The sequence below is a fragment of the Lysobacterales bacterium genome (genome assembly GCA_014946745.1).
Lineage (GTDB): Bacteria > Pseudomonadota > Gammaproteobacteria > Xanthomonadales > Xanthomonadaceae > Aquimonas.
In genome coordinates this window covers 269,096-296,080 of sequence record JADCRD010000003.1, presented here as the reverse complement: position 1 = coordinate 296,080, position 26,985 = coordinate 269,096, and the positions used below count along the sequence as shown (strand labels likewise).

General features: G+C 70.2%; 21 protein-coding genes and 1 tRNA gene. 7 read left to right on the top strand and 15 right to left on the bottom strand.

Annotated elements, in window-relative coordinates:
- Window positions 1–232: 232 nt before the first annotated feature.
- Window positions 233–1,234, bottom strand: a complete 1,002-nt coding sequence (gene ubiA, locus H4O13_17100) for a 4-hydroxybenzoate octaprenyltransferase (GenBank protein MBE5317113.1) — start codon at window positions 1,232–1,234, stop codon at window positions 233–235.
- A 112-nt stretch (window positions 1,235–1,346) separates the two neighbouring features.
- Here ubiA and H4O13_17095 point away from each other — a divergent pair, with 112 nt between their 5' ends.
- From H4O13_17095 to H4O13_17065, 7 genes are all read left to right on the top strand, one after another.
- Window positions 1,347–3,374 carry a S9 family peptidase gene (locus H4O13_17095; protein ID MBE5317112.1) on the top strand — a complete coding sequence of 676 codons (2,028 nt, stop codon included), beginning with the start codon at window positions 1,347–1,349 and terminating at the stop codon, window positions 3,372–3,374.
- A 130-nt stretch (window positions 3,375–3,504) separates the two neighbouring features.
- Window positions 3,505–3,720: a hypothetical protein gene (locus H4O13_17090; GenBank protein ID MBE5317111.1), complete on the top strand. Its 216-nt coding sequence runs from the start codon at window positions 3,505–3,507 to the stop codon at window positions 3,718–3,720.
- 97 nt (window positions 3,721–3,817) lie between these two features.
- Entirely contained in the window at window positions 3,818–4,894 is a 1,077-nt protein-coding gene (locus H4O13_17085) for a hypothetical protein (protein MBE5317110.1), read from the top strand.
- A gap of 337 nt (window positions 4,895–5,231) precedes the next feature.
- Window positions 5,232–6,995: an arginine--tRNA ligase gene (locus tag H4O13_17080; GenBank protein ID MBE5317109.1), complete on the top strand. Its 1,764-nt coding sequence runs from the start codon at window positions 5,232–5,234 to the stop codon at window positions 6,993–6,995.
- Window positions 6,995–7,630 (top strand): SPOR domain-containing protein, encoded by a 636-nt coding sequence (locus H4O13_17075; GenBank protein MBE5317108.1) that lies wholly within the window; start codon window positions 6,995–6,997, stop codon window positions 7,628–7,630. Before H4O13_17080 ends, H4O13_17075 begins: the two co-directional genes overlap by 1 nt.
- 216 nt (window positions 7,631–7,846) lie before the next feature.
- A complete protein-coding gene (locus H4O13_17070) occupies window positions 7,847–8,113 on the top strand; it encodes a hypothetical protein (protein MBE5317107.1) in 267 nt (88 codons plus the stop codon).
- 128 nt (window positions 8,114–8,241) lie between these two features.
- Window positions 8,242–8,318, top strand: a tRNA-Arg gene (locus tag H4O13_17065).
- Window positions 8,319–8,617: 299 nt separating this feature from the next.
- On the opposite strand, the gene H4O13_17060 is transcribed toward H4O13_17065, so the two are convergent.
- From H4O13_17060 to H4O13_16995, 14 genes are all read right to left on the bottom strand, one after another.
- Window positions 8,618–9,241 (bottom strand): HD domain-containing protein, encoded by a 624-nt coding sequence (locus H4O13_17060; GenBank protein ID MBE5317106.1) that lies wholly within the window; start codon window positions 9,239–9,241, stop codon window positions 8,618–8,620.
- Window positions 9,242–9,347: 106 nt separating this feature from the next.
- Window positions 9,348–10,778, bottom strand: coding sequence for a nicotinate phosphoribosyltransferase (locus tag H4O13_17055; protein MBE5317105.1), 1,431 nt, complete (start codon window positions 10,776–10,778; stop codon window positions 9,348–9,350).
- Between the two features lie 282 nt (window positions 10,779–11,060).
- Complete coding sequence (locus H4O13_17050; protein MBE5317104.1) at window positions 11,061–12,164, bottom strand: bifunctional nicotinamide-nucleotide adenylyltransferase/Nudix hydroxylase; 1,104 nt, start codon at window positions 12,162–12,164, stop codon at window positions 11,061–11,063.
- A 335-nt stretch (window positions 12,165–12,499) separates the two neighbouring features.
- Entirely contained in the window at window positions 12,500–14,158 is a 1,659-nt protein-coding gene (locus H4O13_17045) for an acetolactate synthase large subunit (GenBank protein MBE5317103.1), read from the bottom strand.
- Between the two features lie 94 nt (window positions 14,159–14,252).
- Window positions 14,253–15,404 (bottom strand): L-lactate dehydrogenase, encoded by a 1,152-nt coding sequence (locus tag H4O13_17040; GenBank protein ID MBE5317102.1) that lies wholly within the window; start codon window positions 15,402–15,404, stop codon window positions 14,253–14,255.
- A gap of 5 nt (window positions 15,405–15,409) precedes the next feature.
- Window positions 15,410–17,020 carry an FAD-binding protein gene (locus tag H4O13_17035; GenBank protein MBE5317101.1) on the bottom strand — a complete coding sequence of 537 codons (1,611 nt, stop codon included), beginning with the start codon at window positions 17,018–17,020 and terminating at the stop codon, window positions 15,410–15,412.
- Window positions 17,021–17,129: 109 nt separating this feature from the next.
- Window positions 17,130–17,702, bottom strand: coding sequence for a sigma-70 family RNA polymerase sigma factor (locus tag H4O13_17030; GenBank protein MBE5317100.1), 573 nt, complete (start codon window positions 17,700–17,702; stop codon window positions 17,130–17,132).
- Entirely contained in the window at window positions 17,695–18,975 is a 1,281-nt protein-coding gene (locus H4O13_17025) for a dicarboxylate/amino acid:cation symporter (GenBank protein ID MBE5317099.1), read from the bottom strand. The genes H4O13_17030 and H4O13_17025 overlap by 8 nt, the downstream gene beginning before the upstream one ends.
- Window positions 18,976–19,014: 39 nt before the next feature.
- Entirely contained in the window at window positions 19,015–20,685 is a 1,671-nt protein-coding gene (locus H4O13_17020) for an alanine:cation symporter family protein (protein MBE5317098.1), read from the bottom strand.
- A gap of 263 nt (window positions 20,686–20,948) precedes the next feature.
- Window positions 20,949–22,619, bottom strand: coding sequence for a protein BatD (locus tag H4O13_17015; GenBank protein ID MBE5317097.1), 1,671 nt, complete (start codon window positions 22,617–22,619; stop codon window positions 20,949–20,951).
- Window positions 22,616–24,592 (bottom strand): VWA domain-containing protein, encoded by a 1,977-nt coding sequence (locus H4O13_17010; protein ID MBE5317096.1) that lies wholly within the window; start codon window positions 24,590–24,592, stop codon window positions 22,616–22,618. The genes H4O13_17015 and H4O13_17010 overlap by 4 nt, the downstream gene beginning before the upstream one ends.
- Window positions 24,589–25,602 carry a VWA domain-containing protein gene (locus tag H4O13_17005; protein MBE5317095.1) on the bottom strand — a complete coding sequence of 338 codons (1,014 nt, stop codon included), beginning with the start codon at window positions 25,600–25,602 and terminating at the stop codon, window positions 24,589–24,591. Before H4O13_17005 ends, H4O13_17010 begins: the two co-directional genes overlap by 4 nt.
- A complete protein-coding gene (locus tag H4O13_17000; protein MBE5317094.1) occupies window positions 25,599–26,063 on the bottom strand; it encodes a DUF4381 domain-containing protein in 465 nt (154 codons plus the stop codon). Before H4O13_17000 ends, H4O13_17005 begins: the two co-directional genes overlap by 4 nt.
- Window positions 26,060–26,983, bottom strand: coding sequence for a DUF58 domain-containing protein (locus H4O13_16995; GenBank protein ID MBE5317093.1), 924 nt, complete (start codon window positions 26,981–26,983; stop codon window positions 26,060–26,062). Before H4O13_16995 ends, H4O13_17000 begins: the two co-directional genes overlap by 4 nt.
- Window positions 26,984–26,985: the final 2 nt, after the last annotated feature.

Sequence of the window (26,985 nt, the reverse complement as noted above, 5' to 3'; positions counted from 1 at the left end):
CTAGGACGATGCGACACGGGATGACCGGGGTAAGAATCACCGCCACGGTGGGTCAAGACCCACCCTATGGTTCCCCTATCCCTCGGGTTGGGTTCGCACCACCAATCGCGACACCCTCGAACCCGATGGGGTGGGACTTGACCCACCGCTTGAGACACCCGTGACCCCATAGGGTGGGTCTTGACCCACCGGCGCTGGACCCTTGCCTCGGTCGCCCCGCCAAGCGGCCACGCTAGGACTTGCCGAGCCCCAGATCGATGACCGCGCCGGCGAACACCACTAGGCCGACCCAGTTGTTGTGCAAAAAGGCCTTGAAGCAGGCCTCGCGCGCGCGGCTGCGGGCCTGCCAGAACTGCCAGGCGATCAGTGCCGCCGCCACGGCGAGGCCGAGGTTCCAGTACAGGCCCAACTCGGCGCGCTGGCCCACCAGCATCAGGGTGAGCAGGAAGCTCGCCTGCAGCACGCCGATGCCGATCAGGTCCGCGTCGCCGAGCAGAATCGCCGTCGACTTCGCGCCCACGCGGCGATCGTCCTCGCGGTCGACCATGGCGTACCAGGTGTCGTAGGCGGTGCTCCACAGCACATTGGCCAGGAACAGCAGCCAGGCCAGCGGCGGCACTTCGCCGGTGACTGCGGCAAAGCCCATCGGGATCGACCAGCCGAAGGCGATGCCCAGATAGACCTGCGGAAAGAAGGTGTAGCGCTTCAGCAGCGGGTAGGTCGCGGCCAGTACCGCAGCGATGCACGCCAGCCCGATGGTCAGCGCATTGGTGAACAGCACGAGCACGAAGGCCACCGCCATCAGCACCGCGAACACCCCCAGCGCCTCGCGCGGGGGCACCGCGCCGCTGACGATCGGCCGCTCGCGGGTGCGTGCGACTGCACCATCCAGCCAACGATCGTGGTAGTCGTTGATCACGCAGCCGGCCGAGCGCGTCAGCCAGACGCCCGCAGCAAAGATCAGCAGCGTTCCCAGCGGCGGAACGCCCTCGGCCGCCAGCCACAGCCCCCACAGGGTCGGCCACAGCAGCAGCAGCCAGCCGATCGGGCGATCCGCGCGCACCAGCGTCCACCAATGCGGCAGGCGCTCGCGCCACCAGGCGCTGCTGTAGCGCTCGATGGGCGCTGCCGGCGCAGGCGCACGGCCGGGTGGGCCCGGCGGCTTGGGTCGCGGACGCTCGCCCGGACGCGGCGGCAGCGGGCGCGGGGCAGGTTTCGGAGGGCGCGGGTTCATGGCCAGTCGCAGCAGACGGGTGCACTACGTTAGCAGCCGTACCGCTTCCGGCACTGGATGCGCTGTCCTGCCTTGCTACAGTGCGGCCCCCACCGTCGAAGGGAGTCGCGCCATGCCAAGGTCCACGCAGAACCCCACGTCGTTCTCCACGCTTGGACGCAGCGCACTGGCGCTCGCCGCCGTGCTCGTTGGACGCAGCGCACTGGCGCTCGCCGCCGTGCTCGCGCTTGCCGCTTGTGGCAGCCGCGAGGCGCCGCCCGCGGCCAGCGCACCCGCCGCGAGCCCGGCGCCGGCCGCCGCGCCCGCCGTCGCGCGACCGACCCAGCAGTACAGCATCGAGGATTTCGTCGACACCGTGTCGGTAGCCGGCGCCTCGTTCTCTTCTGACGAGTCGCGCATCCTGTTCTCGTCCAACCGCAGCGGCGTCTGGAACGTCTACGAGATGCCGGTCGGCGGCGGTGAGTGGAAGGCCGTCACGACGAGCACCACCGACAACAGCTATGGCGTGGCCTTCTTCCCGAAGGACGACCGCCGCCTGATCACCCGCGACCAGGACGGCAACGAACTCAACCATCTTTACGTGATCGAGGCCGACGGCAGCGAGCGCGACCTCACCCCGGGCGAGAACCTGCGCGCCGAGTTCGGCGGCTTCAGCCACGATGGCGAGAGCTTCTTCGTCATCCACAACGGCCGCGACCCGCGCTTCTTCGACGTCTACCGCTATTCGGCCAAGGACTACAGCGCCGAGCTGCTGTTCCAGAACGACGAGGGCTACGAGCCCGGCGTCATCTCGCCCGACCAGCGCTGGATGGCGCTGTCGAAGTCGCTCACCACCAGCGAGAACCAGCTGTGGGTGCGCAACGTCGCCAGCGGCGAGATGCGCGAGGTGTCCAACCCCGACCAGCGCGCCCAGGTCGCGGCCCAGGATTTCAGCCGCGACTCGGGCTGGCTGTACTACACGACCAATGAGGGCACCGAGTTCATGCGCCTGCGCCGCATGAGCCTCACCGACGGCACGCACGAGGAAGTGCAGGCCGCCGACTGGGACATCGTCGCCAGCTACTTCAGCCACGACGGCAAGTACCGCGTGACTGCGGTCAACGTCGACGGCAGCACCCAGGTCGAGCTGTACGACGCCGCCACCGGCGCCGCCAAGGCCCTGCCCGAGCTGCCCTCGGGCGAGATCCGCGGCATCACCATCGCCCGCAGCGAAGACCGCATGGCCTTCTACGTCAACGGCGACCGCCAGCCCAGCGACCTCTACGTGCTGGACTTCGCGGCCAGCGAACCGGTGCGGCTCACCACTTCGCTGAACCCGAAGATCCAGCCTGAAGACCTGGTGCAGACCGAAGTGGTGCGCTTCAAGAGCTTCGACGGGATGGAGATTCCAAACATCCTGTGGAAACCGCACCAGGCCACGGCCGAGAACCGCGCGCCGGCGATCGTCTGGGTGCACGGCGGCCCCGGCGGCCAGACCACCCGCGCCTACAGCGCGGTGCTGCAGTTCCTGGCCAACCACGGCTATGTGGTGCTGGGCATAAACAACCGCGGCAGTTCGGGCTACGGCAAGACCTTCTTCACCGCCGACGACGGCAAGCACGGCCGCGAGCCGCTGTGGGACTGCATCGAGGCCAAGAAGTACCTGGCCAGCCTGCCCTACGTCGACCCCGAGCGCATCGGCATCGCCGGCGGCAGCTACGGTGGCTACATGACGCTCGCGGCCCTTGCCTTCCACCCGGACGAGTTCGACGTCGGCGTCAACATCTTCGGCGTGTCGAACTGGCTGCGCACGCTGGAGAGCATCCCGCCCTACTGGGAAAGTGCGCGCGAGGCGCTCTACCAGGAGATCGGCAACCCGACCACGCAGCGCGACTTCCTGATCGAGACCTCGCCCCTGTTCCATGCCGACAAGATCAAGAAGCCGCTGATGGTGCTGCAGGGCGCCAACGACCCGCGGGTGATCCAGGCCGAGAGCGACGACATCGTTGAAGCCGTGCGCAAGAACGGCGTGCCGGTCGAATACGTGCTGTTCGAGGACGAGGGCCACGGCTTCTCGAAGAAAGCCAACCAGATCCGCGGCTACGGCGCGATGCTGACCTTCCTCGACCAGCACCTGAAGAACAAGCCGGTCGGCAACTGAAGCCTGCCCCACGCTGAACGCGGCCGGTCACGCGAAGCGGGCCGGCTGCGTCGGGGCGGGCCCGGCCGGGAAGCGTCTGGTGTCTCACAGGCTCGACGGCCGGACCCATCGAAACCAAGGAGAGCGATCGATGAGTGGACGCGGATCCGGCGGCAATGTCATCGCCGCGCTGTGCAGCCTGTTCATCCCGGGCCTGGGCCAGCTGGTGCAGGGCCGGGTGCTGTGGGCCCTGTTCTGGTTGGTGCTGGCCGGCATCCTGTGGCTGGTGACCTTCACCCTCGGCGGCTGGATCGCCAACCTGCTGGCCTGCATCCACGCCGCGGTGTACGAGCCGCGACGCGGCTGAGCCCCACCGACAGCGGCGAACCTGACGGCCGGAGTGCCAACGCGCTCCGGCCGTTTTCGCGCCTATACTCCGGCCGAACTTTGCAGCCGCGGCGCCAATGATCCTGGACCTGGGCGATGCCTATCCCGTCGACGAGACCGAGCGGCAGCTGCCGGACGCGGCCTCGGCGTTTGCCCTGATCGAACGCGAACTGCCAGAACTTCTGCCGCGCCTGCGCCGTCGGCACGCCGAGTGGGCGCGACGCTTCGGCCCGGCCGGCGACGGCCGCATTGCAGGCATCGAAGCCGCCATCGCCTTGGGCGTCGCCCGCCTCGGTCTGCGCCACGGCCGCTTTGGCGACGATTTCCACGCTTACCACAACGAAGGCCACGCGCTGGATGTGCTGCTGCCGCGCATCGACGCGCTGTACGCGCATCGGGCCGCTGCCGAGCTGGGCCACGAGGACTGGCTCGCGCTTGAGCTGTTCGCCGCCACCCATGATCTGCGCCAGCGTGAGCACGGCCACCACGAAGCGCCGGTCGGTGCCAACGAAATCGCCAGCATCGCCGAGGCCTTCCGCATTCTCGCGGTCTGCGGCTTCAGCGCGGAGCGCGAACCGCACCTGTACCAGGCGCTGGAGCTGATGATCGCCGGCAGCACCTTCGATGCCCGCCCCGCACCCAGCGAGCCCGATCCCGAGGGGTCCGAGAACAGCGCCGAGCTGGTGGCCGGCGGTGGCGCCTTGGCGCCGCGGCTGCCGCAGTGGCTGACGCTGCGCGATCCCGCACTTGGCGCCCGGGCCTGCGCGCGGCGTGGCCTGCATCTGGCCTGCATTGCCGCCGATCTCGATACCGCTAACGTTGGCGAACCCTTCGGTTCGCTGCTGCGCAGCGCGCGTGAACTGGCCGAGGAACGCGAGATGCGCGCCGGTCGTCGCCTGGGCGCGGCGAACTCGGCCCAGCCCTGCCGCGAATTCCTCCTGCACGCCCAGACCCGCTATCTCGAAGAGCTGCACCGCTTCGCGTCGACCGAGGGCGAGTCCTGGCTGGGTGCCGGCAAGCGCGAGAACGCGGTCTGCATGCGCGGGCTGGTGAGCGAGCTCGCGCGCCCCGGCTGCGCCTTCCAGCGCGCCGCCAGCGGCGCCGAGGTGCTGCGCGCCTTCGAGGCCGCCGCCGGGCTGTGCGTGGGCGCCTGAGGCAACGCTGAAGAATTCAGCCTTGCCGCGCGCCATGGAGGGCGCGCCCGCGGATCGAGCACGCACGCGCCTGATCCAGCGTGACCGAGCGAAGCGAAGGCGTCGCCGCGTAGCGGCCGAACGAGCCCGGACATGTGCCGGACTCGCGACCACTGATCAAGGCCAGGAGGGATTCGATCAGTGTTGCCCTAGGCGCCTGCGCCCGACCGAGCCCAACCGGCACGGGCGAAATCCTTTGGCTGCAGGTACTTGGCGGGCCTGCCCCGGCGCGCCCGGCGCTTGCAGCAGGATGCGAACTGCTATAGTGCGCGGTCCGCTCTACGCCCCGTGTGCCGCCGTGAAAGACCATTTGCGCGAACTCGTTCTGCAGGCCCTGCTCGACATGAAGCGGGCCGGCGAGCTGTCCTTCGAGAGCGAGCCCGACTTCGTCATCGAGCGCAGCAAGAACCGCGAGCACGGCGACTACGCCAGCAACGTCGCCCTGCTGCTGTCGAAAGCGGCCGGCCGCAAGCCGCGCGAGCTGGCCGAGGCCATCGCTCGCACGGTGCCGAAGTCGCAGCACATCGAGGGCGTCGAGGTGGCGGGCCCTGGCTTCATCAACTTCCGCCTGAACCAGGCCTGCCGCATCGGCACCCTGCGCCGCGTGCTGGAGCAAGGCGAGCGCTACGGCTGCCAGCCTGAAGACTCGCGCGAGTCAGTGACGGTCGAATTCGTCTCGGCCAACCCGAACGGCCCCCTGCACGTCGGCCACGGCCGCGGCGCGGCCTATGGCGCCTCGGTGGCCAGCCTGCTGGAAGCCTATGGCCACAGCGTGCAGCGGGAGTACTACGTCAACGACGCCGGCCGCCAGATGGACATCCTTGCGGTCAGCGTCTGGCTGCGCTATCTGGAGCTGTGCGGCGAGCAGCCGCGCTTCCCCGACAACGGCTACAAGGGCGACTACGTGGTCGGCATCGCGCGCGAGCTGCGCAGCGAAGTCGGCGATGGCTTCCGGCACCGCGCCTCCGAGGTCGAGGCCAAGCTTCCCGCCGACGAGAGCCAGAGCGGCGACAAAGAGGCCCACATCGATGCCCTGATCGAGCGCTGCAAGCAGCTGCTCGGCAGCGAGGCGAACTACCGCAAGCTGTTCGACAAAGGCCTGCACTGGTGCCTCAAGCTGATCCGCGAGGATCTGGTCGAGTTCGGGGTGGTCCACGACAACTGGTTCAGCGAACGCTCTCTGATGACCGGCGGCTACGTGCAGCGCGCCATCGAGACGCTCGACAAGGCCGGCCATCTGTATGAGCAGGACGGCGCGCTCTGGTTCCGTGCCACCGCCTTCGGCGACGACAAGGACCGCGTGGTCCGCCGCGAGAACGGCGTCACCACCTATTTCGCCTCCGACCTGGGCTACCTGCTCAGCAAGTTCGAGCGCGGCTTCGAGCGCGCTCTGTACATCTTCGGCGCCGACCACCACGGCTACATCGCGCGACTCAAGGCCGCCGCGCAGGGCCTGGGGCTCGATCCCGCGAAGATCGAAATCCAGCTGGTGCAGTTCGCGGTGCTGTTCCGCGGCGGCGAGAAGGTGCAGATGAGCACGCGTTCCGGCCAGTTCGTGACCCTGTCCGAACTGCGCGAGGATGTGGGCTCCGATGCCGCCCGCTTCTTCTACGTGATGCGCGGCAACGACCAGCACCTCGACTTCGATCTGGATCTCGCCAAGAGCCAGTCCAACGAAAACCCGGTGTACTACATCCAGTACGCCCACGCCCGCGTGCACGCCCTGCTGCGGCAGGCCGCCGAGAAGCACTGGAGCTTCAACCGCACCGCCTGCGACGCCGCCCGCGCCAAGCTGATCGACCCGCGCGAGGACGAGCTGCTGGGTGAATTGATGCGTTACCCCGAGGTGGTCGAAGCCGCCGCACTCGGCCGCGCCCCGCAGGTCATCGCCAACTACCTGCGCGAGCTGGCCGCCAGCTTCCACAGCTACTACAACGCGGTCGCCATCCTGGTGCCCGAAGAAGAGCTGCGGCAGGCGCGTCTGGGCCTCTGCATCGCAGTGCGCCAGGTGCTGGCCAACGGCCTGCGCCTGCTCGGCGTGTCGGCACCGGAGCGCATGTAATGGCGGGCCGACGCGGCAAGCCGAAATCGCAGGCGCGACGCGGTGACGACAACCGCATGCCCGGCTGGGCCTGGCTGCTGGCCGGCGTGCTGCTGGGCCTCGCGATTGCGGTGTTCGTGCTGTACCGCGAAGGCTTCAGCGGCAAACCCGGCGGCCCCACGCCCAACCCCGAAGCCACGCCTCCTGCCGCCAGCAGCGAGCCGGCTGTGGCCCTGCCGGCAGCGGAAGCGCCGAAGAAGCCGCGCTACGATTTCTACACGATCCTGCGCGAGCAGGAGACCGCAGTGTCCGACCGCGAGCTGGCCGAACGCGCGCGCGCTGAAGCCGAGGCTGCGGCCAAACAGCAGCAGGAACAGCAGGCCCAGCCGCCGACGGAGCAGACCGCAAGCGCGCCCAGCGAGCGCTATCAGCTGCAAGCCGGCGCCTTCCGCGACGCAGCGGATGCCGAGGCGCTCAAGGCGCGCCTCGCCCTGATCGGCCAATTCGCCCGCGTGCAGACCGACACCATCAACGGCGGCGTCTGGCACCGCGTGCGTCTCGGCCCCTACAGCAGCCCCAGCGAGGCCGAAGCCGCCAAACAGGCCCTGGCCACCAGCGGTATCGATGCGATCGCGGTTCGCGAGAGCGGGCAGTAGCCTAGAACTCTCCGCTGCCGCCGGGGCAACAGCAGGGTTCGTGCCTGTCAGGCGCTGCACAGACAGCGGCCCCCATCCGCCCGCCCAGTCCAGCCCCCAGGCTGCGGGTGAGCGACCGCGGGGATGGCCGGTCGGTCGAACTGTGCGGCGTCTCCCGACTGACAGCGCCGCGGCAATCCGGCATGCTCAGCCCTGTCTTCCACGGTGACGCCCCACGTGTCGAGCCTCGCGCTCTCCACTCGCCCCGACTACGGCAGCCGCGCCAGCCAGCAGCAGGCCGTCCTGCGCAGCTATGCCGGCAACCGCGCCGAAGCCGTGGCCGAACCCGCGCGCACCACCGACACCACACGCCCCGGGGGCGGCGGCAGTGCTGCGCCGGAAGCCGTGGAGGGCAGCGTGCTGAGCTATCTCAAGAGCGGCCGCAACCTGCGACTCAGCCTGGCTGGCGAGAGCCTCGGTCGCGGGCTGGACATCCGCGTCTAGGGCGCGCACGCGTCTCTCGCTGTACGCGCCTGCCTGCACTGGCCAGCGCAGCGAGCGCGAAGCGCGTGGTATCCTGCGCGCCCCGCGACGGCAGGCTCGCCACGCCGCGGACAACAGCGACACACAACGCGCCTGTAGCTCAGCCGGATAGAGTAGTGGCTTCCGAAGCCATTGGTCGGGGGTTCGAATCCCTCCAGGCGCGCCATCGCTTCGCGATGACTTCCTTCCAGGATTCCCGGCCCGCGCGCTCATGCGCACGGGCGTTCGCTCGCCGCGCGCGCCAGTGGCGCGCAAGCGCGGCGGCTCACCCCTCCAGGCGCGCCATCGCTTCGCGATGACTTCCTTACGTGATTCCCTGCGGAGGCCACGCCGAGCGCAAGGCCCGGCTGTTCGATGAGCGCGCCATTGACCTGGCGCTGGTGGCGCTGCGGCCGCTGCAGTGAGGTGACGCGCTGGCGGACCGTCGCGCCGCGCTGAATGCGCTCACGCGAGCGGCGCGCGCGTTCAACGGATTGGCAGCCCTCGCCGCTCCTGTCCAGCCAGCACATGCATGCGAGCCACCACACGCTCGAAGGCTGCATGCATCGGTGCAGCTCTGTCGCTCAGCAGCTCGGCAATCGAAGCGTAGTAGGCCAGGCTGCCGTCCATGCCACCCGTAAAGCGCTCGAACACGGCCAGGCCCGCATCGCCCTCGATGTCGGCAAGGATGGCGCGGGCGTTGTGCAGCTTGTCGCAGCCACTGACCAGCAGGGAGTACGCGTCCACCTGCGTGAGATGCGCGAGGTAGCTGCGCTTGCGCTGCAGCCAATCCGCCCGCCGGGCTTCGGGCGTCACGGCCGACTGCTTGGACTCGGCGCTGCCGTCGGTGCAATCGGCAACGATGCGCGCCACCGCGTCGCCGAACTGCTCGCGAATCCGCTGGGTGTGGCCTGAGCCGCAGTCTTCGACCACGTCGTGCAGCAGTCCGGCGATGGCCTGGTGCTCATCGCCGCCGTGTTCAAGCACCAGGCTGGCCACACCCAACAGGTGATACAGGTAGGGAATGGTTGTGCCCTTGCGGGTCTGGCCAGCGTGGGCCACGCGGGCGTACTCCACGGCAGCGCTGAAGCGTGGGCTGAGTTGGGTCATCGATTGGGCCTCCTGTGTTGAACCGCTCCACGCGCGCCCAGTCGAGCGGGCCCCGTCCTGGTCACTTCATTGTCGGCGCCCACCCTCAGGACGCCGCATCTTGACCTCACAACCCCCGCCCCGCCCGCGCCCGCACCTCGTCCAGCGTCCACTCGCGGGTGAGCGCACCGTCCTCCCACACTGTCTCCATCGCATGCGCCCAGCCGGCCGGTAGGGTCATGTCTTCGATGCGCTCGATCTCGTTCGGCACCGGCACGGTCTTCCAGCTGCCGAACTCGGCATGACGAATCAGGGTGAGACGGCCGCGCTTCGACTGCTTGCCGGGGTCGGTGATCGGGTCCTTGTAGACGTCGATCCACTCACCGTCGATGCGCGCGGCCGAGCATTTGAGGGCGAACTTCTGGGTGTCGCGGTTGAGCTTCTGCAAGAGGCCGCCGCCCATGCCGAAAGCGACGTTGTCGGCGCTGTAGCCGGCGTCGGTGAAACGCTGCAGGATCTGCTTCAGGCTGACCGGGTCGATGCCGTCACCCTGGATCACCCGCACCGTGTTCAGCACTCTGTAGCCCTTGCTGTTGACGGTGTGGCCGAAGGCCTCGTCCAGCGCCTGCAGGCAGCTCAGCACCATCTCGACCGGGTCGCCCGAGTCGGGGCGGATCACCACCGTGGCGCCGCTGTCGATGACCGCCTGGCGCAGGGTCTGACCCCAGTGTTCGCGGATCGCGCGGTGGATGTCGTAGCTGTCCGAGACCACGGCGACGAGGCTGCCGGGCTTGGCGAACTGCTTCAGCATGTTGCGGTAGGCGTCGACCTCGCGCTCGCGGCCCCAGCTGGTGATGGTGCTGTGCTCGGCGGCGGGGATGCTGAAGCCGGCCATGTCGGCGCCGTACCAGGCGCGCGCCGCCATCAGCGCCGACACGGTGTCGGTGCCGAGGAAGTTGACCAGATGAGCGAGTCCACCGAGACCCGCGCTCTCGGTGCTCGACACGCCGCGCGCACCGAAGTCGTGCAGCTTGAAGGGCAGCTGACCTTCGGGGTCGTCGCTGGTGCGCTGCAGGTAGTCGCGGATCGTCTGCTTGGCCTGCCAGCTGATCGTGGCGACGGTGACCGGATACCACAGACGCAGCAGCAGGGTTTCCATGTAGCTCGGTAGCCAGAAGGCTTCCGGGTCGGTCGACTCGATGGTCACCAGCGCCTGGTGGATCGGCACCACATGACCTTCAGGCACGGCGCGGATGCGCAGCGGCAGACGGCCGCCGTGCACATCGACGATGCGCCGCCAGCCAGCTTCGTTGAAGGGCTCGCCGTGGGCGGCGAAGACATCGCGCGCCTCATCGACATCGGCATGGGTGATCGGCGTGCTGAAGTAGGCCTTGAGGATCGCCTGCAGGCCGAAGAACAGCACGTGTTCATGCGTGCCGCCGCGGCTTTCGACGTAGAAGAAGCTGGCGTCGGTGCCCGACGGGTACTGCAGCCAATGGCTGGCCTTGTAGCTGTCGGTGTTGAGGATCAGATTGTCGAACGGGTGGCGGATGTTCATGACGTGAAACTCCTTCGCGTCGTAAGCCGGTGGTCTGTCCGCCGGCGGTGGGGGAAATGATGCGTGGCTGTTGAGCGATTCCGGCGTGGCGTCGAGCTCGCGTGGGTCAAGACCCATCCCATGACTCGCGATTCCATAGGGTGGGTCTTGACCCACCGGCTCTGCGTTCGTCGATGTGTTCGCGGAGATCGGGTTTCGCGAGGTGCTTCGAAGGGACCGAGGCAAGCGTCGAGCTCCGGTGGGTCAAGACCCACCCTATGGGGTCGGGTCGGCGCGGCACGCTCACCCGCGGCCGATGAAGTACTCAAGGATGTGCAGGTGGTCCTCGAACAATCGCGGACCCATCTCCAACGCCTCGGCCACCGGGAACCAGCGCGCCTTGTCGGCGTCGTCGCTGCCGCGTACGCCCGGCAGCTCGCCCTGCGGGAACTCGAAGTGGAAGGCATGGGTGATCGTGCGGCCGCGCAGCGAGCGCTCCGGGTGGTCGAAAACATGGCTGCCCTTGAGCGAGCCGCGCAGCACCGGCGCCGGCAGCTTGAGGCGGGTCTCTTCGCGCAGCTCGCGCAGGCAGCCGTCCAGCAGGGTTTCGTCCTGACGGATGAAGCCGCCGGGCAGCGCCCACAGACCCTTGCCGGGCGCGCTGCGGCGGCGGATCAGCAGCACGTGGCCCGAATGCACCACCACCGCGTCGGTGGTGACGAAGGTCGGCGCATACGGTGCCTGGTCCCAGGCCGCGCGGTAGTCGCGCAGGAAGCGGTATTCCTCGACCAGCTCGGCGTGCGCCGGGTCATGCTTGCGGAAGGCATCGAGCATCGCGAAGGTCGGCTCGGGCACGTTGGCGCGTACAAGCATCAGGCTGCCGTAGTCGCCGGGGCCGGTCTCGAACAGATGACGGCGAAGATCCGTCGCCGACAAGGTTTCGGTGTGGGCGACATCGATGAGCCGCCACTGCGGGAACTCTTCGAGGTAGTAGCTGCTGGCGTCCTTGCGCTGACCGATCAGACCGATGCGGGCATCTGCCGGGCCGCCATCGGCGCGGATGGCCTCGGCCACCGTGCGCTGTACGGCGGCGATCCACTGCGCCTCGTTGTACAGGTGGTCGCGCAGCGGCCGCACGAGGATCTGATCGGCGGCATCTTCCAGCGCGGCCTGCACCATCACCCGGCGTTCGGCCGCAGTCCAAGGGTTGCGTGGCGTGCGCGGGGCGTCGGCCGAGCCGATCAGCAGGATGAGCTTGCCGGGCCTCGCGGGTGTGCTGGTTGGGCGTGTGCTGCCGTCGGCAGTGCCCCGGAGCACACGCAGGGCGTGGCGGGCGACGGCGAGGTGGCCGTTGTGAAACGGCTCAAAGCGGCCAATGAAGACCACGTAGTCAAAGTCCATGAGGATCCCTCAGGGTGGGTACCGCTGGTCAGTCCGGCGGCGTGAGAGGAAGCCTACGCTCTTCGCCGGAATGTTCAAGAGGGTGCTCGTCAGGCCCATTGCGAACGCAGTGGCTCGGACAGCCTTTGGCAGCCTGCGAGGAACCTGCGGCTACCGTGGCCGCCGCTCGAATTCTTCGCGGCGGCGTTCGGGTTTCTCCACACGGCCGGATCGCGCCGCAGACTGTCCGGGGCTCGTGGGAAAGCAGCGCACCCGCAGCCGGCCCTCCGCGAGGCAAGGACGGCGCGCGCTTGCGCGCGCAGTCGCCGATCGAGGCGCGGCATCGGCGCGGCGCGTCTGGCTTATGGCGCCAGCCTCTTCTTCAGCATCCGCGCCAGCGGCGCCGGCAGTTTCGGCAGGGCCTTGAGCACCCAAGGCAGTGCCTTGCGCTTCACACCGCTCAGGCTTTCGGGCACCACGGCTTCGATGAGATGCGGACCGGAATGGCTCAGCGCGTATTCCAGCGCGCGGCAGAAGTCTTCTGCGGTGTCGGCGCGGGCGGCGTGTACGCCCATGCCCTGGGCGAGACGGCAGAAGTCGAGGCGCGGGCCTTTCAGATCGAGCTGCGCGCGCGCCTTGGCGCCGATGCGTTCGGCGCCGACGCGTTCCAGCTCGACGTTGAGCACGGAGTAGCTGGCGTTGTTGAAGATGATCGCGGTGACGGCGAGGTTCTCGCGCGCCAGCGTCCACAGGGCCTGGATCGTATACATCGCGGTGCCGTCGCCGATCAGCGCCAGCACCGGCCGGTCCGGGCAGGCGATCGCCGCACCAATGGCGTTCGGCAGGCCTTGGCCGATGGCGCCGCCGGTCAGCGTGATGAGGTCGTGGCGCGGGCCGCCGGCGGTCATCAGCGGCAGCATCAGGCCCGAGGTGATCGCCTCGTCGACCACGATCGCACGCTCGGGCAGCAGATGACCCACAGCCTTGCAGACCTTCTCCGCGGTGAGGCGTCCGCGCGGCCGACCGGGGCGCGCAGCGGGCTGCAGCACGGGCGCCGCATCGCCTGCCCCCAGCGCTGTCGCCAGCGCCTGGAGACTCGCCGCAGCGTCCTCTGCGGGCGTACTGAGCGTATGCACGGCGCAGCCCGCGGGCACCAGCTCGCTGGGCTTGCCGGGATAGGCGAAAAAGCTCACCGGCGCCTTGGCATCGACCAGCACCAGGTGCTGGAACTCGGCCAGCTGCACGCCGGCCAGCTCGGCCAGATAGGCGATGCGCTCGACCGGCGGCAGGCCCGCCCCGCGCTCAAGCCGCGTCGGGAACACCTCGGCCAGCAGCTTGACCCCGCTGTGCGCTGCGATGCGCGCGGCCGCCAGCAGCGCGGGCTCGCGCAGGGCGTGGCGGCCCAGCAGCAGGGCGACCTTGCCGCCGCTGCGGATCACCTCGGCGATCTTCGCGACGGCATCCGCAGCGGCCGCGGGCGGCGGCGAAAGTTCAGGCGGCGAACAGGGCGCGCCGCCCTCGCCCCAGCTGACATCCGCCGGCAGGATCAGGGTGGCGACCTGCTCCGGCAGGCGACGTGCGGCGACGATCGCATCCACCGCATCGCGGCTGAGGTCCTCGGTGCGCATCGAGGTGCGCACAAAGCCGGGTGAGACATTGCGCGCCACGGTTTCGATATCGCTCTGCAGCTGGGCGTCGAGCGGCATGTGATAGGTGGCGTGGTCGCCGACGATGTTGACCACCGGCACCCTGCCCTTGCGGGCGTTGTGCAGGTTGGCCAGCCCGTTGCCGAGGCCGCAGCCGAGGTGCAGCAGGGTCGCCGCGGGTTGCCCAGCCATGCGCGCGTAGCCGTCGGCGGCGCCGGTGGCCACGCCCTCGAACAGGCACAGCACCGCGCGCATGCGGGGCTCGGAGTCGAGCGCGGCGACGAAGTGCATCTCGCTGGTGCCGGGGTTGGTGAAGCAGACGCTCACGCCGGCATCGGCGAGGGTCTTCATCAGGGCTTGGGCGCCGTTGGGCATGGCGGGTTCCGGGGCTGGGGAAAGTCAGTGGGCGGCGTGAGCGGGAACGACAGCACGATCGCGTCAGGCAGTGTGCCCGGCGGTCGCTTGGCGGCTAGCCGGGCTCGAGATGCTGCGGGCCGATGTCGGCGACGCGGGTCACCCCTGCGAGCGCCATGGTGGTGCGCAGTTCGTTCTGCCAGGCTTCGATCAGCGCACGCACGCCAGCCTCGCCGGCGCTGGCCAGCGCCCATACCCAGGGCCGGCCGATCAGCACGCCGTCCGCGCCCCGCGCCAGCGCGCGGAACACGTCGATGCCGCTGCGGATGCCGCCGTCGACCAGCACCGCGCAGCGCCCGTTCACCTGCTTCGCCAGCGCGGGCAGCCTGCGCGCGGTGGACGCTGCGCCATCGAGCTGGCGGCCACCGTGGTTGGAGACGATCAGCGCCTCGGCGCCGGTGTCGAGCGCCGGTGCGATGTCGTCGGCATCGAGCAGACCCTTGAGCGCCAGCCGGCCCTGCCAGCGCGCGCGCAGCCAGGCGATGTCCTTCCAGGTGACCGTGGGATCGAACTGCGCGTCGACCCAGTGGCGGAAGGTTTCGAAATCGTTCGCGGCCGGCACGTGCGCGCCGAGGCTGCCGAAGCTGTGCGGCTTGCCGCCGATGCCAACGGCGCGCAGCCACTGCGGCCGCGACAGCAGCTGCGCCAGCTTGATCAGCTTCGGTCGCAGGCCGGGCCGGCCGATGCCGTGGCGCGGGTCGCGATGGCGCGGGCCGAGCACCGGCAGATCGATGGTGAACACCAGCGTGCGACAGCCCTGGGCCCAGACCTGATCGAGCAGGGCCGCGACCAGCCCGCGGTCGCGCAGCATGTAGAGCTGGAACCAGGGCGGCACGCCGCTCGCGGCAAGCACTTCCTCGTAGCTGCAGATGCCCACGGTCGACAGGGTGAAGGGCACCTGCAGGGAGCGCGCAGCGCGCGCCGCCTGGGCTTCGCCGCGACGCGCCATCATGCCGGCGAAGCCCACCGGCGCCAGCGCCAGCGGCAGGGCGCAGCGCTGGCCCAGCAGCTCGCTCGTGGTCTCGACACCCGCGACATCGACCAGCACGCGCTGGCGCAGCGTAAGGCGCGCCCAGTCCTCGGCATTGGCGGCGAGGGTCTGCTCCGCGCCGGCGCCGCCATCCACGTAGTCGAACAGGAAGCGCGGCAGGCGCGATCGCGCGCGCTCGCGGTAGTCGCCAGCGGTGACCGGATAGCGGCCGAACATGCGCCTCAGCCCTTCGTGAGATGCCGCGCCGCAGCGCGGGCGGTGAGGATGCAGCCCGGGAGGAAGGTGCCCTCCAGCGAGCGCTTGCCGTGGGCGCCGCCGCCGCCGAAGCCGGCCGCCTCGCCGACGCAGTACAGGCCGGGAATCGGCGCCTCGTCGACGCCCAGCACCCGCGACTGCAGGTCGGTGCGCAGGCCGCCCAGGCTCTTGCGGGTGATCAGCTGCAGGCGGATCGCGATCCACGGCCCCGCGCCGGGCTTCGACAGCGGTGCCGGCGCACAGGTGCGCAGGCGGTCGGGTCGCCACTGCCGCGCCTGCTCGATGCGGCGGATCTGCGCGTCGTCGGCCGGGTCGCGGCCGGGCGCGAAGTGGGCATCGAAGGCAGCGACCGTAGCGCCGAGTCGCGCGGCGTCGATATCGTGCGAGCAGGTCAGCGCGTTCATCTTGGCGGCGAGACTTGGCAGCGAATCATCGACCAGGAAGTCCTCGCTCTCGCGCTGCATCTGCTCGACCAGGCGCGCATTGCCGAACAGAGTCTCCAGCAGAAAGCGCAGCATCTGGCGGTCGCGGATACGCGGGTTGTGCTCGGCGCCGGAGATGGCGAACTCTTTGAGCGCGATGCGGCGGTTGAGCAGCTGCCAGGTCCAGGGCTTGGCCTGCGCGGCCACGCGCTGACACAGCCAGTGGGTGTCGAAACCGGTGACCAGCGGCTCCGGGCCGATGCGCTCGCCGCGGTGGTCCAGCCACAGCGCCGACTTGCAGGGAATGATCGACAGCCCATGGCCTTCGAAATGCGGAAACGGATGCGCGATACCGCCGGCGTAGTTCCACATCTCGCCGGCATTGACGATCTGGCCTCCCAAGCCCTCGGCCACCTCGGTGTGCAGGCGGCCATCCGCGTCGGGGTGCGCGCCGTTGAGCATCCTCGCCGGCAGCGGACGCTCCTTGGGCCAGTGCGCGCGACAGGCGGCATGGCTGCCGTTGATGCCGCCCATCGCCAGCACCACCGCATCGGCCTTGAGCCGGACTTCAGCGCCGCTGCGATCGTCGACCGCGAGCGCTCCGCAGACGCGGCCGTTCTGCGACTCCAGCGCGGTGACGCGGTGCCGATGCATGAGGCCCAGGCGGCCGCCGCTGTCCGCGCGTTGCAGCGCCGCGTGCAGACACAGCACCAGCTGGCGCGCCGTGCCCCAGACGATGTGGTAGCGCGGCACGGAATTGCCCTCGCCGTGACGGCCACGCTCGACCCAGTTGACCGCCGGCAGGAAGCGCAGGCCCTCGCCCAGCAGCCAGTCGTAGACCTCGGCCCGCGAGCGCTCGACGTAGCGCTTCGCCCAGGCCAGGGACGCGGTGTCGGCGGGGTCCAGCTCGCCAAAGCTCAGCCAGTCGCGCAGGGCGATCTCGGGCGTATCGCCGATCTTCATCCGCGCCTGCAGCGGCGTGCCGACCAGCGCCATGCCGCCGAACGCCCAGCGCGCGAGCCCGCCGAAGCGCTCGGGGGTATCGCGGTCGACGATCGTCACCGAGCGGCCGGCGCGCAGGCACTCGAGCGCGCTGACCATGCCGGCCAAGCCGCCGCCGATCACCAGCACCTCCGACTCCCCGCGCGTCGCCATGCGAGATCCCCTCATCGAAGGCAGGAACATACGCGATGGTGCGGGCTGCGGCTGCTGCACTGCGGCAGGCCATCCCGGGCGTCGCGCCCGGCAGAGCGCGTTGCGGGCCTCAGCCGCCGAGCTGACGGTTCAGGAAGGCGCGGGCGAAGCGCAGGTCGCGGTCGACGGTGGCCGGGCTCACCGCCAGCACCTCGGCGATCTCTTCGCGCTGCATGCCGCTGAAGTAGCTCATCTCGACGACGCGCGCGGCGCGCGCATCGGTGTCGGCGAGCAGCCGCAGGGCCTGATCCAGGGCCAGCAGATCGATCTCGACGCTGTCGCCCGCGGCCTCGAACTCGGCGGCGCGCAGGGTCACCAGCGCCGCCCCGCCGCCGCGCTTAGCGGCCACGCGCGCGCGCGCATGATCGACCAGCACGGCGCGCATCTGCAGGGCGGCGACGGCGAGAAAGTGGCTGCGGTTCTGCCAGTCCGGACTGTGGCCGAGCAGGCGCAGCACGGCCTCGTGCACCAGCGCGGTGGGCTCCAGCGTCGGCGTGCGGTCGACGCTGCCGACGCGTCCGGCCGCCATCCGCTTCAGCAGGTCGTAGACCTCCGGCAGCAGCTGGTCGAGCGCGGCGCGGTCGCCGCCGCGCCAGGCCTGCAGCAGGCCGGTGAGGTCGGTGTCCTGCCGCACCTCAGACATCCCGCCGCTCCGCGCCTCCGTCGTCCTGCGGCGCCGCGTCCGGCGGCTGCAAGCCGGTACGCGCCACCACCACCGATCCCACCAGATCGCCGCCGACATTGACCGTGGTGCGGCACATGTCGAGGAAGCGGTCGACGCCGAGGATCAGGCCGATGCCTTCGGGCGGAATGCCGAACATGGCGAGGATCATCGCAATCACCGGCAGTGAGCCGCCCGGCACACCGGCGGCGCCGATCGCACCGAAGATGCACAGCACCAGAATGCTCATCTGCTGCACGAAGCTCAGCTCGACGCCAAAGAACTGCGCTAGGAAGAGCACGGTGATGCCCTCGAACAACGCCGTGCCGTTCATGTTGGCGGTGGCGCCCAGCGTGCAGACGAAGCGGGCCACGGGCCGCGGTACGCCCAGCCGGTGCTCGGCGCATTCCAGCGTGGTCGGCAGGGTCGCGCTCGACGAGCTGGTCGAGAATGCGGTCAGCAGCGCCGGCTCCGCGCCCTTGAAGAACTTCAGCGGCGACATGCCGCCGAACACCCGCACCAGGATCGGAAACACCACGAAGAAGTGGATCGCCAGCGCCAGCACGACGGTGCCGACATAGCGCGCCAGCTGCACCAGCACGTCGAAGCCGAGCTTGGCGGTGATGCTGAACAGCAGGCATGCCACGGCGTAGGGCGCGAGCTGGATGATCCAGCCGATCAGCTTCAGGCAGATGTCGTAGACACCCTGCACGGCACCGACGAAGCTGCGGGTGCCGGCCGAGGCGACCACGGTGGCGCCGATGCCGAACATCAGGGCGAAGAACATCACACCGATCAAATCACCATTGACCGCCGACGCGATCGGGTTGCGGGGCACGATGTTGATGAGAAGGTCGATGCCCGATACGGCAGCGCCCTTGGTAGCAATGTCGGCTGCGCGCTCGCCGGAGCCAGCGATCAGCTCCTCGGCCAACTCGGGAGACAATCCCTGGCCTGGCTGAACAAGGTTGACGATGATCATCCCGATGCTGACCGCGATCGCCGTCACCACCAGGATGAAGATCAAGGTGCGGCCGCCGATGCGCCCCAGCGAGCGCGGATCGCCGATCTCGACCACGCCCAGAACCAGGGCCGAGAACACCAGCGGCACCACCAGCATGAACAGCAAGTTCAAGAAGATCTTGCCGACCGGGTTGGTGACGTAGTCGATCGCCGGGTCCAGCCAGCTGGAATCGCCGGCGAAAGCATTGGCCAGCACGCCTGCGGTGATGCCCACCGCGAAGCCGATGGCCATCTGGGTGTGCAGAGAGAGACCGCGGGCGCTGTTCATGGCTCAGGTCTCCGGCTGTTCGCGGTAGTTGCGCAGCTCTCCGGCCTTGAGCCGCGCCCAGTAGGCATTCAGTTCGCGCTTGACCACCGGCATCAGCAGGTACACGCCGATGAGGTTGGGGATGGCCATGATGAACAGCAGGGCATCGGCGATGTCGACGAGGCTGGACAGCTGCAGGGTGCAGCCGACCACCGCGGCGACCAGGTAGAAGAACTTGAAGCCGTACAGCACGCCCTTGCTTTCGCGCGCGAGAAAGGCCGCGGCCTTGGCGCCGTAGTAGCCCCAGGTGATGGTGGTGGAGAAGGCGAACAGGAACACCGCGAAGGTGAGCACGTAGGGGAACCAGCTGACCACGCTGCCGAAGGCGTTGGAGGTGAGCTGCACGCCGTCGCCGCTGCCCTCGACCAGGTGCTGGCCGGTGATGATGATCACCAGCGCGGTCATGGTGCAGATCACCACGGTGTCGATGAAGGGCTCCCACAGGGCGACGAAGCCTTCGGTCACCGGATCACGCGTCTTGACCGCCGAATGCGCGATCGCCGCGGAGCCGAGGCCCGCCTCGTTGGAGAAGGCCGCGCGTCGGAAACCCACGATCAGAGCGCCGATGATGCCGCCGACCGCGCCTTCACCGGTGAACGCGCCTTCGAAGATTGCAGCGATCGCCGCGGGCAGCTGGCCCGCGTTGGCGGCAATGACGAACACGCAGCCAAAGATGTAGAGCGCCGCCATGCCGGGCACCAGCTTCGAGGTCACGCTGCCTATGCGGGTGATGCCGCCGATCACCACCGCGCCCGCCAGCGCGGCGTAGACGAGGCCGAACCACAGGCCATTGCCCGCCAGCGGGCCCTCGGCACCGCCGGTGACGTTGAGCAACTGTGCATAGGCCTGGTTGGCCTGGAACATGGCGCCGGCGCCGATCGCGCCCAGCATTGAGCAGACCGCGAAGATGATCGCCAGCTTCCAGCCGAACCACTTCAGGCTCGGATAGTTCTCGGCGATGCCGCGGGAGAGGTAGTACATCGGGCCGCCCGAGACGGTGCCGTCGGGCTTCTCCAGGCGGTACTTCACGCCCAGCGTGCACTCGACGAACTTGGTCGACATCGCCAGCAGGCCAGCGAGCACCATCCAGAAGGTCGCACCGGGGCCACCGATGGTGATCGCCACAGCCACGCCCGCGATGTTGCCGAGGCCGACCGTGCCGGAGACTGCCGAGGTCAGGGCCTGGAAATGGCTGACCTCGCCGGGGCCGGCGTCGCGCTTGCTGCTGTAGTCGCCGCGCAGCAGGCGGAAGCCGTGGGCGAAGCCGCGCACGTTGATGAAGCCGAAGTACAGCGTGAACACCACGCCGGCGAGGATCAGCCAGCCGACGATTAGCGGGAACATCACCGGCGCTTCGTCCGTTCCGCCCACCCGCACCGCGTGGAAGATGAAGCCGGAGACATCATCGGCAATCGGGCGGATGAAGGCTTCGATGCGCTGGTCCAGGCTCGGCGGTGCCGCGTCCGCCGCCGCCGCGGGCGTGCCGACCGCCTCCGCCTGGGCAGGCGCGGGCGCCGCTTCGGCGGCAGGGGCCTCGGAAGACTCAAAGCCCTGGGCCTGCAGAGGTGCGGTGTCCTGCGCGAGCGCAGGGAAACTGACAGCCAGCAGCAAGGCCAGCGCGATACGTTGGATCATCAGGCGTCCCCCAAAGGACTGAACAGGAAAGGCGCGCGCGGAGAGCCCACAGCGCGCTGCCGGCAAGCCGCCGCAGCGGCGGCGCCGCGGCTGCGCGTGCGATGGGCTGTCCTTAGCACCTCGCACGGCCGGCGGATGGTACATCAGGCCGTCGTGGGCGCCGGGTGTGCGCGTCTGATCGCCAGTGCCGTGCAACCGTACAACAGCGGGGCGAGTGAGGGCGAGCCGGGCGAAACGATCCACGGGCTTCGACGGCGCGCGCTTCAGCCCCCGTGACGCGGCGGATACAGCGGCGGCAGGACGTCGGCAGCGGCCTGTGCAGCGTCATCGCCACGGAAGGACGGTGCGCGCGCGAAGGCGCTGCGCAAGCCGTCGAGCGCAGTAGCACCGGCAGCGCCGGCATACAGGCTGCGCTGCAGGGCTTCGACCGCTGAGCGCTGCTCGGCATCGCTCAGCGCCTGAGCGAGGCCGCTGAGATCGGGGCTGAGGCCGCGTGCGAGGGCGACCGCGCGCAGGGCGGCGGCGATGTCGTCAAGATCGCCGCGCCGCAGGGCCTCGGCCAACGCGGGGCCGGCTTGAGGCAGGGTCGGCGTCGGCGTCGGCGAAACACGCAGCGGCGGCCGGCGGCCGCGCCACGCCAACGCCAGCAGGGCCAGCAGCACGGGCAGCTGCAGCAGGGCGGCGAGCCGCCAGTAGGGATGCACGCCCGGTGAACCCGGGGGCTGGGCAGACGCATCGCCGTCCTCAGTCAAGGCCGGGGCGGCGTCCGCGCGCGGGGCAAGCCCGCTTGCAGTGGCGGCCCCCGGCTCGACCTCGAAGCGCTGCGCCTCAATCACGGCCTCGCGCATCTCATCGGCGGCAACATCCCACCAGCGGATGACCAAGCGCGGCAGTTCCAGCGTGCCGGCACGGGTGGGCACCACCGCGAAGCTGCGGATGCGCTCGCCTTCGATACCGCGCGGCCCTTCCCGGCTTTGGCTGGCCTCCTGATCGGGATAGATCTCGGCGCCGTCGATCGCCGGCAGCACCAGCTCGGGCAGCTGCTCGGCGGAGAGCCCGCGCGCCGACAGCCGCAGCGAAAGCGTCACCGGGTCGCCGACCTTGAGCGCACCGGCCGCGCCGGTCTGGGCGACATAGTCCAGCGACTCTGCAGGCAGCCAAGGCTCGCCGGCGCTGGGCGGACGCGGGCGCACCTGCAGGGTGACCGGATCCCCCGCCGCGCTCACCGGGGTGCCAGGATCAAACATGCGGTTGGCGCGGCCGACCAGCGCGCGACCACGGAAGCGCGGGGCCTCGATGGTCAAGGCCCCGGACGCCAGCGGGGTCAGCGCGTAGCGACGCTCGACCACGTTGTAGCGGCGACCGCCCACGTCACGACTGAAGGTCGCATCGCCGCCCAGTCGGCGTACGTCGGCACCTTCGGCGCGCGGCTCATCGAGTTGGCCGTCGAGCAGGGTGACGGCGTACAGCAGGCGCACGGTGTAGATCACCTGCTGCTGCACGTAGGGGTTCTCGGGCGCGGCTTCGACTTCGAGCAGCACGTCGGCATCGACATCGCGAGGACGCGCGCTGGCCGGCAGCACGGAGAGCCGCAGCGGTTCGGTGCGCTGGCCGCGCACCTCCAGCGCCGGAATGCCGATCACGCCCGCCGACAGCGGCTCCAGCACCACGCCCCAGAGCGTGCGCATGCTCTGCTGGCCGTTGACCACGCTGATCTGGGTGCTGCTGGAGCTGCCGAGCACGCGCACATCGCTGCCCAGCGCGGACAGATCGGGTTCACCGCCGCCGGGCTGATCGGTCTCGATGTTCAGAGTGACCGACTCGCCCAGCACGATCTCCTCACGGTCGAGGAAGGCGCGCGTGCCCTGCGCCATCGACAGCGTCGACAGCAGGCTCAGCAGCAGCGCGCAGCACAGGCGCAAATGAAGGTTCATGGGGAATCGCCCTCGCGCTGACGGCGCTGGTATTCGAGCAGGAACTTGCGGCGCAACAGGCCGCCGGGATCGTCGGGAACGCGCCGCATCAGCTGCTCCAGCGCTTGCTGTTTTTCCGCTTCCGCCATGGCCTCTGCGCTCAGCGGCTCGGCCTGGGGCTGCGCATCCTGCTCCTGCGACTGCTCCAGCGCCTGCTGCATGGCCTCGTTGTAGTCCTGCTGCGCCTGCTCGGACTCGGCCGCATCGCGCTCGGCTTCGGCCTGCTGCGCGCCGGACTCGCCCTCCTGTTCGCCGTGGGCAGCTTCGTTCTGCGGGCTCTCGGAGGACGGCGGGGGTTCGCCTTCGGCGGACTCGGACTCGCTGCCCGCGTCTTGCTTCTGCTCACCCTCAGACGGTGACTCGCCGGAGTCGCCGGATTGCCCGTCTTGGCTGTCCTTGCCCTGCTCACCCTGCTCGCCGTTCTGGCCCTGCTGCTGTTGCTGTTGCTGCTGCTCCTGCTGCTTGAGCCAGTCTTCAATCGCCTGACGGTTGGCGGCCGCATCCGCATGCTGCGGCTCGCGTTCGAGTGCGGCCGTGTACGCCGCCAGCGCCTCTTCGTAGCGCTGCAGCTTGGCCAGCGCATTGCCGCGGTTGTAGTGGCTGCGGGCGTCATCGCCGCTGGCGAAGTCGGTGAGCGCGGATTCCATGTCACCGGCGCGGTAGGCCGCGCTGCCGCGCAGGGCCGGGTCCTCGGCCAGTGCCGCCGCGCGCTGTGGCGCATCGCCCTGCAGGGCGTCCCAGGCCTGGCGATCGCGATTCGTCCACAGATCGTTCCAGAACTGCGCGAGCGCGCCGGGCGACGACTCCGCGGCAGTGGCCTCGGCGGCTTCTGCGGTCGCGGCAGGCGGCGACGGCGTCGCTGTCGCGGGTTGCGCCTGCGCCGTGCGCAGCGGCGCCAGCGGCAGCAGCAGAAGTGGCAGCACCAGCAGCCAGCCGCGCCTCGCGGCGAGTGCCGCCAGTGGCAGCAGCAGCAGGGCCAGCAGCGGGCCTTCGTCCTGGTAGCGCAGGGTCTCGCGCGATTCGCGGCCGGCGCTTTCAGCCTGTTCGACTTCAGCGGCGTCGGCCGCGTCGTCGAAGCCCAGCGCGCGCAGGTCGCTGCCGTCGGCGGCGAAGCGTGTGTACCTGCCCTGCCCGGCTTCGACCAGCGCGCGCAGGCTCGATTCGTCCAGTCGCGGCAGACGGATGTTGCCGGCCTCGTCGCGCATGAAGCCGCCACCGCCCACCGCCACCGGCGCGCCCTCCGGTGTACCGAGGCCCAGCGCAGACACGCGCAGGCCCTGCGCTGCCACTTCGCGCGCGGCCTCGATGGCGGCCGTGCCGACACGATCGGTCAGCAGCAGCGCGTCGCCGCGGCGGGCGCCACTTTCCGCGAACAGGCGCTGGGCCATGCGGATCGCGCGCTCGGGGCGCTGGCCCGGCACCGGCAGGATCGACGGATCCAGCGCGGAGAGCAGTCCATCGAGCGTGGTCGCGTCATCGGTCAGCGGCGCGACGGTGAAGGCCTCGCCAGCGAAAGCGACCAGCGCCGTCTGGCCATCGCTGCGGCGGCGGATCAGCTCGGCCAGCTTGAGCCGCGCGCGGCTCAAGCGATCTGGCTTGAGATCGGCCGCGCGCATGCTTGCCGAGAGATCGAGCAGCACGATCAGCGGCGCCTGCCGCTTCAGCAGCGGCTGCGGCAGCTCGCGCCAGGCCGGCCCGGCGAGCGCCAGCACGGCGAGCGCGACACCCAGCAGCAGCAGGGCTTCAGGCAGGCGCGGCGCGCGTGCGCGCGCTGCGGACTGCGCGGCCAGAAGCGGCGCATCGACCACGGCGCGCCACGGATCCGCGCTGACCTGCGCACGCCGGCGGAGCCACAGCAGCAGAGGCAGAGCAAACAGGGCGAGCAGCCACAGCGGCCGCAGGAAGTGGAAGTCGTCGAGGCCCAGCGCGCTCATCGAAGCACCTCGCGGCGACGGCCGCTATCGGCAAGCACGAGCGCGAGGCCCAGCAGCAGGGCCAGCCCCAGCGGCCAGTGGAACAGCTCGTGCCGCGGCCGCAGCGGCTCGGCCTCCTGCTCGACGGGCTCCAGGCGGTCCAGCTCGGCGTAAATGCCGGCCAGCTCGCGGGTGTCGCGGGCGCGGAAGTAGCGGCCGCCGGTGCTGTCGGCGATGCGCCGCAGGCTGGCTTCGTCAATCTCGGCGCCGGGCGTGGCGACCTGCAGGCCGAACACGCTGGCGCTACCGCCCTCGCCGCCCATGCCGATGGTGTGCACGCGCACGTTCTCGGCGACGGCGAGCTGGGTGGCGCGGTCCGGGTCCAGCGCGCCGGCGTTGTGCACGCCATCGGTCAGCAGAATCAGCACACGCTCGCCCTCGCCGCGCTCGCGCAGACGCTTCACGCCCAGCCCGATCGCATCGCCGATCGCGGTCTCGCGCCCGGCCATGCCGATCACGCTGGTTTCCAGCTGGTAGCGCACGTGCGCGCGATCGAAGGTGAGCGGCGTCAGCAGGTAGGCGCTCTGGCCGAACAGGATCAGGCCCACGCGGTCGCCGGCGCGGCGATCCAGGAAGTCGCCGAGCACCCGCTTGACTGCGGTGAGGCGATCGACGCGCCGGCCGGCGATCTGCATGTCTTCCGCGGCCATCGAGCCGGAGACATCGACCGCCAGCATCAGGTCGCGACCGCTGCTCGGCGGGGCTTCGATCTCGCCCAGGCGCTGCGGCTGAGCGGCGGCGAGGCAGAGCAGCCCCCACAGTGGCAGCGCCAGCAGCAGACGCGGCGCGAACAGGCGCGAGCGCGCGCTGGCGGCGGACGCGTCGGGCAGTTCGAAAGGCAGGCGCAGCGCGCTGCCGATTTGCACGCGCGCGGCGGGCAGCAGCAGGGCAAGCACGGGCAGCGGCAACAGCCACAGCGCCCAGGGCCGCGCCAGCTCCAGCGCCTGCAGGCTGGTCAGCAGGCCACTCACGACACGGTCTCCAGCAGGCGCTGCAGACGCTCGTTCGCGCGGTCGAGCGCGAGCTCGGCGTCCGCATCTTCAAGGCGCGGCAGCCAAGGGCCTTGAACCAGCAGATCGAGGCCGCGATCCTCCGCAGGCAGCGCACCCAGCGCAGCGAGATGCGCTCGCCAGCGCGCGCCCTCCAGCGCCGCCGCGCCCGGATTGCGCTGCCGCACGGCGCGACGCAGCAGCTCGGAAGCAGCGGCCACGCGCTCGACGCCCGGCGCAGCTTCGTTCTCAAGAATGGCGCGCATCGCGCTGCGCCAGCGCTGCAGCGCGCGACGACGCCGTGCCGCGCGCCGCGCGCGCAGGATCAGCCACGTGGCCAGCAGCAGGAGTGCCAGCAGCGCGAGCCAGATGCCAGGCGGCCAAGGCCACAGGCCGGGCTCGGGCGGCAGCTGGATATCGCGCAGCTGGGGGCCCGGGCTCATGCGTCCTCCCGCGGCGGCGCGCCGCGCAGCAGGTCACGCAGTGCGGGCACGGGATCCTCGCGGGTGCTGACCAGACGCGCGCCGACGCCTGCACGCTGCAGAGCCTGAAGCGTGAGGGCGTGACGTTCACGCAGGGCCAGCTGCCAGTCCGGGCGACCGCTGCGCGGCACCTCCAGCAGGCGCTCGCCGACGGCGGTCTGCACCCGGTAGCGGCCCGGCGGCAGCGCCTCGCGCTCGAGCGGATCGACCAGCACGGCGGCGATCACATCGTGATGCCGGCGCAGGCGCAGCAGGCTGCGCAGGCCATCCTCGTCGAGGCTCGATGCGTCCAACAGCAGCAGCACATGCGCGCCGGCGCGCAGGGTGCGGTCGAGCGCATCGGCCGCCTTGGCGAGCGGCTGCAGGGCGGGTGTCGCCGCGGGCAGTGACCATTCGCACAGCGCCTTCAGCACGCGCAGCACGCCGCGCTGGGTGCCGTGTGCCGGCAGCTGGGCGGCGCGTCGTCCGAACGCAGCGGCGCAGACGCGATCGCCCTCCGACTGCGCGAACCAGGCGAACAGCGCACCCAGCCGCGCGGCCTGCACCGACTTGAAGCAGACCCTCGTGCCGAACTGCAGCGCCAGCGAGGTGTCGAGCAGCAGGGCCGAGGTGCGCTCGCGCTCGGCCGCGAACAGTTTGGTGTGCAGTTCGCCCGCACGCGCAGTGAGCCGCCAGTCGATATGGCGCACATCGTCGCCCGCGGCGTAGGCACGGGATTCCGCGTAATCCATGCCGCGCCCGCGGAAGGGGCTGTGGCGCGTGCCCGCCGCACGGTCGGCCGAACGCCTGCGCGCGCCCGCAGCCAGCTGCGCGGCGCGCGCGCGCAGGGCCACCAGCTCGGCGAGCTCGGGCTGAACTGCGGCATGGACCGGACTGCTCATGG

Bases quoted from the DNA above. Each gene is read 5' to 3' on its own strand.
- ubiA (MBE5317113.1), bottom strand. From the start codon at position 1,234: ATGAACCCGCGCCCTCCGAAACCTGCCCCGCGCCCGCTGCCGCCGCGT.
- H4O13_17095 (MBE5317112.1), top strand. From the start codon at position 1,347: ATGCCAAGGTCCACGCAGAACCCCACGTCGTTCTCCACGCTTGGACGC.
- H4O13_17090 (MBE5317111.1), top strand. From the start codon at position 3,505: ATGAGTGGACGCGGATCCGGCGGCAATGTCATCGCCGCGCTGTGCAGC.
- H4O13_17085 (MBE5317110.1), top strand. From the start codon at position 3,818: ATGATCCTGGACCTGGGCGATGCCTATCCCGTCGACGAGACCGAGCGG.
- H4O13_17075 (MBE5317108.1), top strand. From the start codon at position 6,995: ATGGCGGGCCGACGCGGCAAGCCGAAATCGCAGGCGCGACGCGGTGAC.
- H4O13_17060 (MBE5317106.1), bottom strand. From the start codon at position 9,241: ATGACCCAACTCAGCCCACGCTTCAGCGCTGCCGTGGAGTACGCCCGC.
- H4O13_17055 (MBE5317105.1), bottom strand. From the start codon at position 10,778: ATGAACATCCGCCACCCGTTCGACAATCTGATCCTCAACACCGACAGC.
- H4O13_17045 (MBE5317103.1), bottom strand. From the start codon at position 14,158: ATGCCCAACGGCGCCCAAGCCCTGATGAAGACCCTCGCCGATGCCGGC.
- H4O13_17040 (MBE5317102.1), bottom strand. From the start codon at position 15,404: ATGTTCGGCCGCTATCCGGTCACCGCTGGCGACTACCGCGAGCGCGCG.
- H4O13_17035 (MBE5317101.1), bottom strand. From the start codon at position 17,020: ATGGCGACGCGCGGGGAGTCGGAGGTGCTGGTGATCGGCGGCGGCTTG.
- H4O13_17030 (MBE5317100.1), bottom strand. From the start codon at position 17,702: ATGTCTGAGGTGCGGCAGGACACCGACCTCACCGGCCTGCTGCAGGCC.
- H4O13_17025 (MBE5317099.1), bottom strand. From the start codon at position 18,975: ATGGCCATCGGCTTCGCGGTGGGCATCACCGCAGGCGTGCTGGCCAAT.
- H4O13_17020 (MBE5317098.1), bottom strand. From the start codon at position 20,685: ATGATCCAACGTATCGCGCTGGCCTTGCTGCTGGCTGTCAGTTTCCCT.
- H4O13_17015 (MBE5317097.1), bottom strand. From the start codon at position 22,619: ATGAACCTTCATTTGCGCCTGTGCTGCGCGCTGCTGCTGAGCCTGCTG.
- H4O13_17010 (MBE5317096.1), bottom strand. From the start codon at position 24,592: ATGAGCGCGCTGGGCCTCGACGACTTCCACTTCCTGCGGCCGCTGTGG.
- H4O13_17000 (MBE5317094.1), bottom strand. From the start codon at position 26,063: ATGAGCCCGGGCCCCCAGCTGCGCGATATCCAGCTGCCGCCCGAGCCC.
- H4O13_16995 (MBE5317093.1), bottom strand. From the start codon at position 26,983: ATGAGCAGTCCGGTCCATGCCGCAGTTCAGCCCGAGCTCGCCGAGCTG.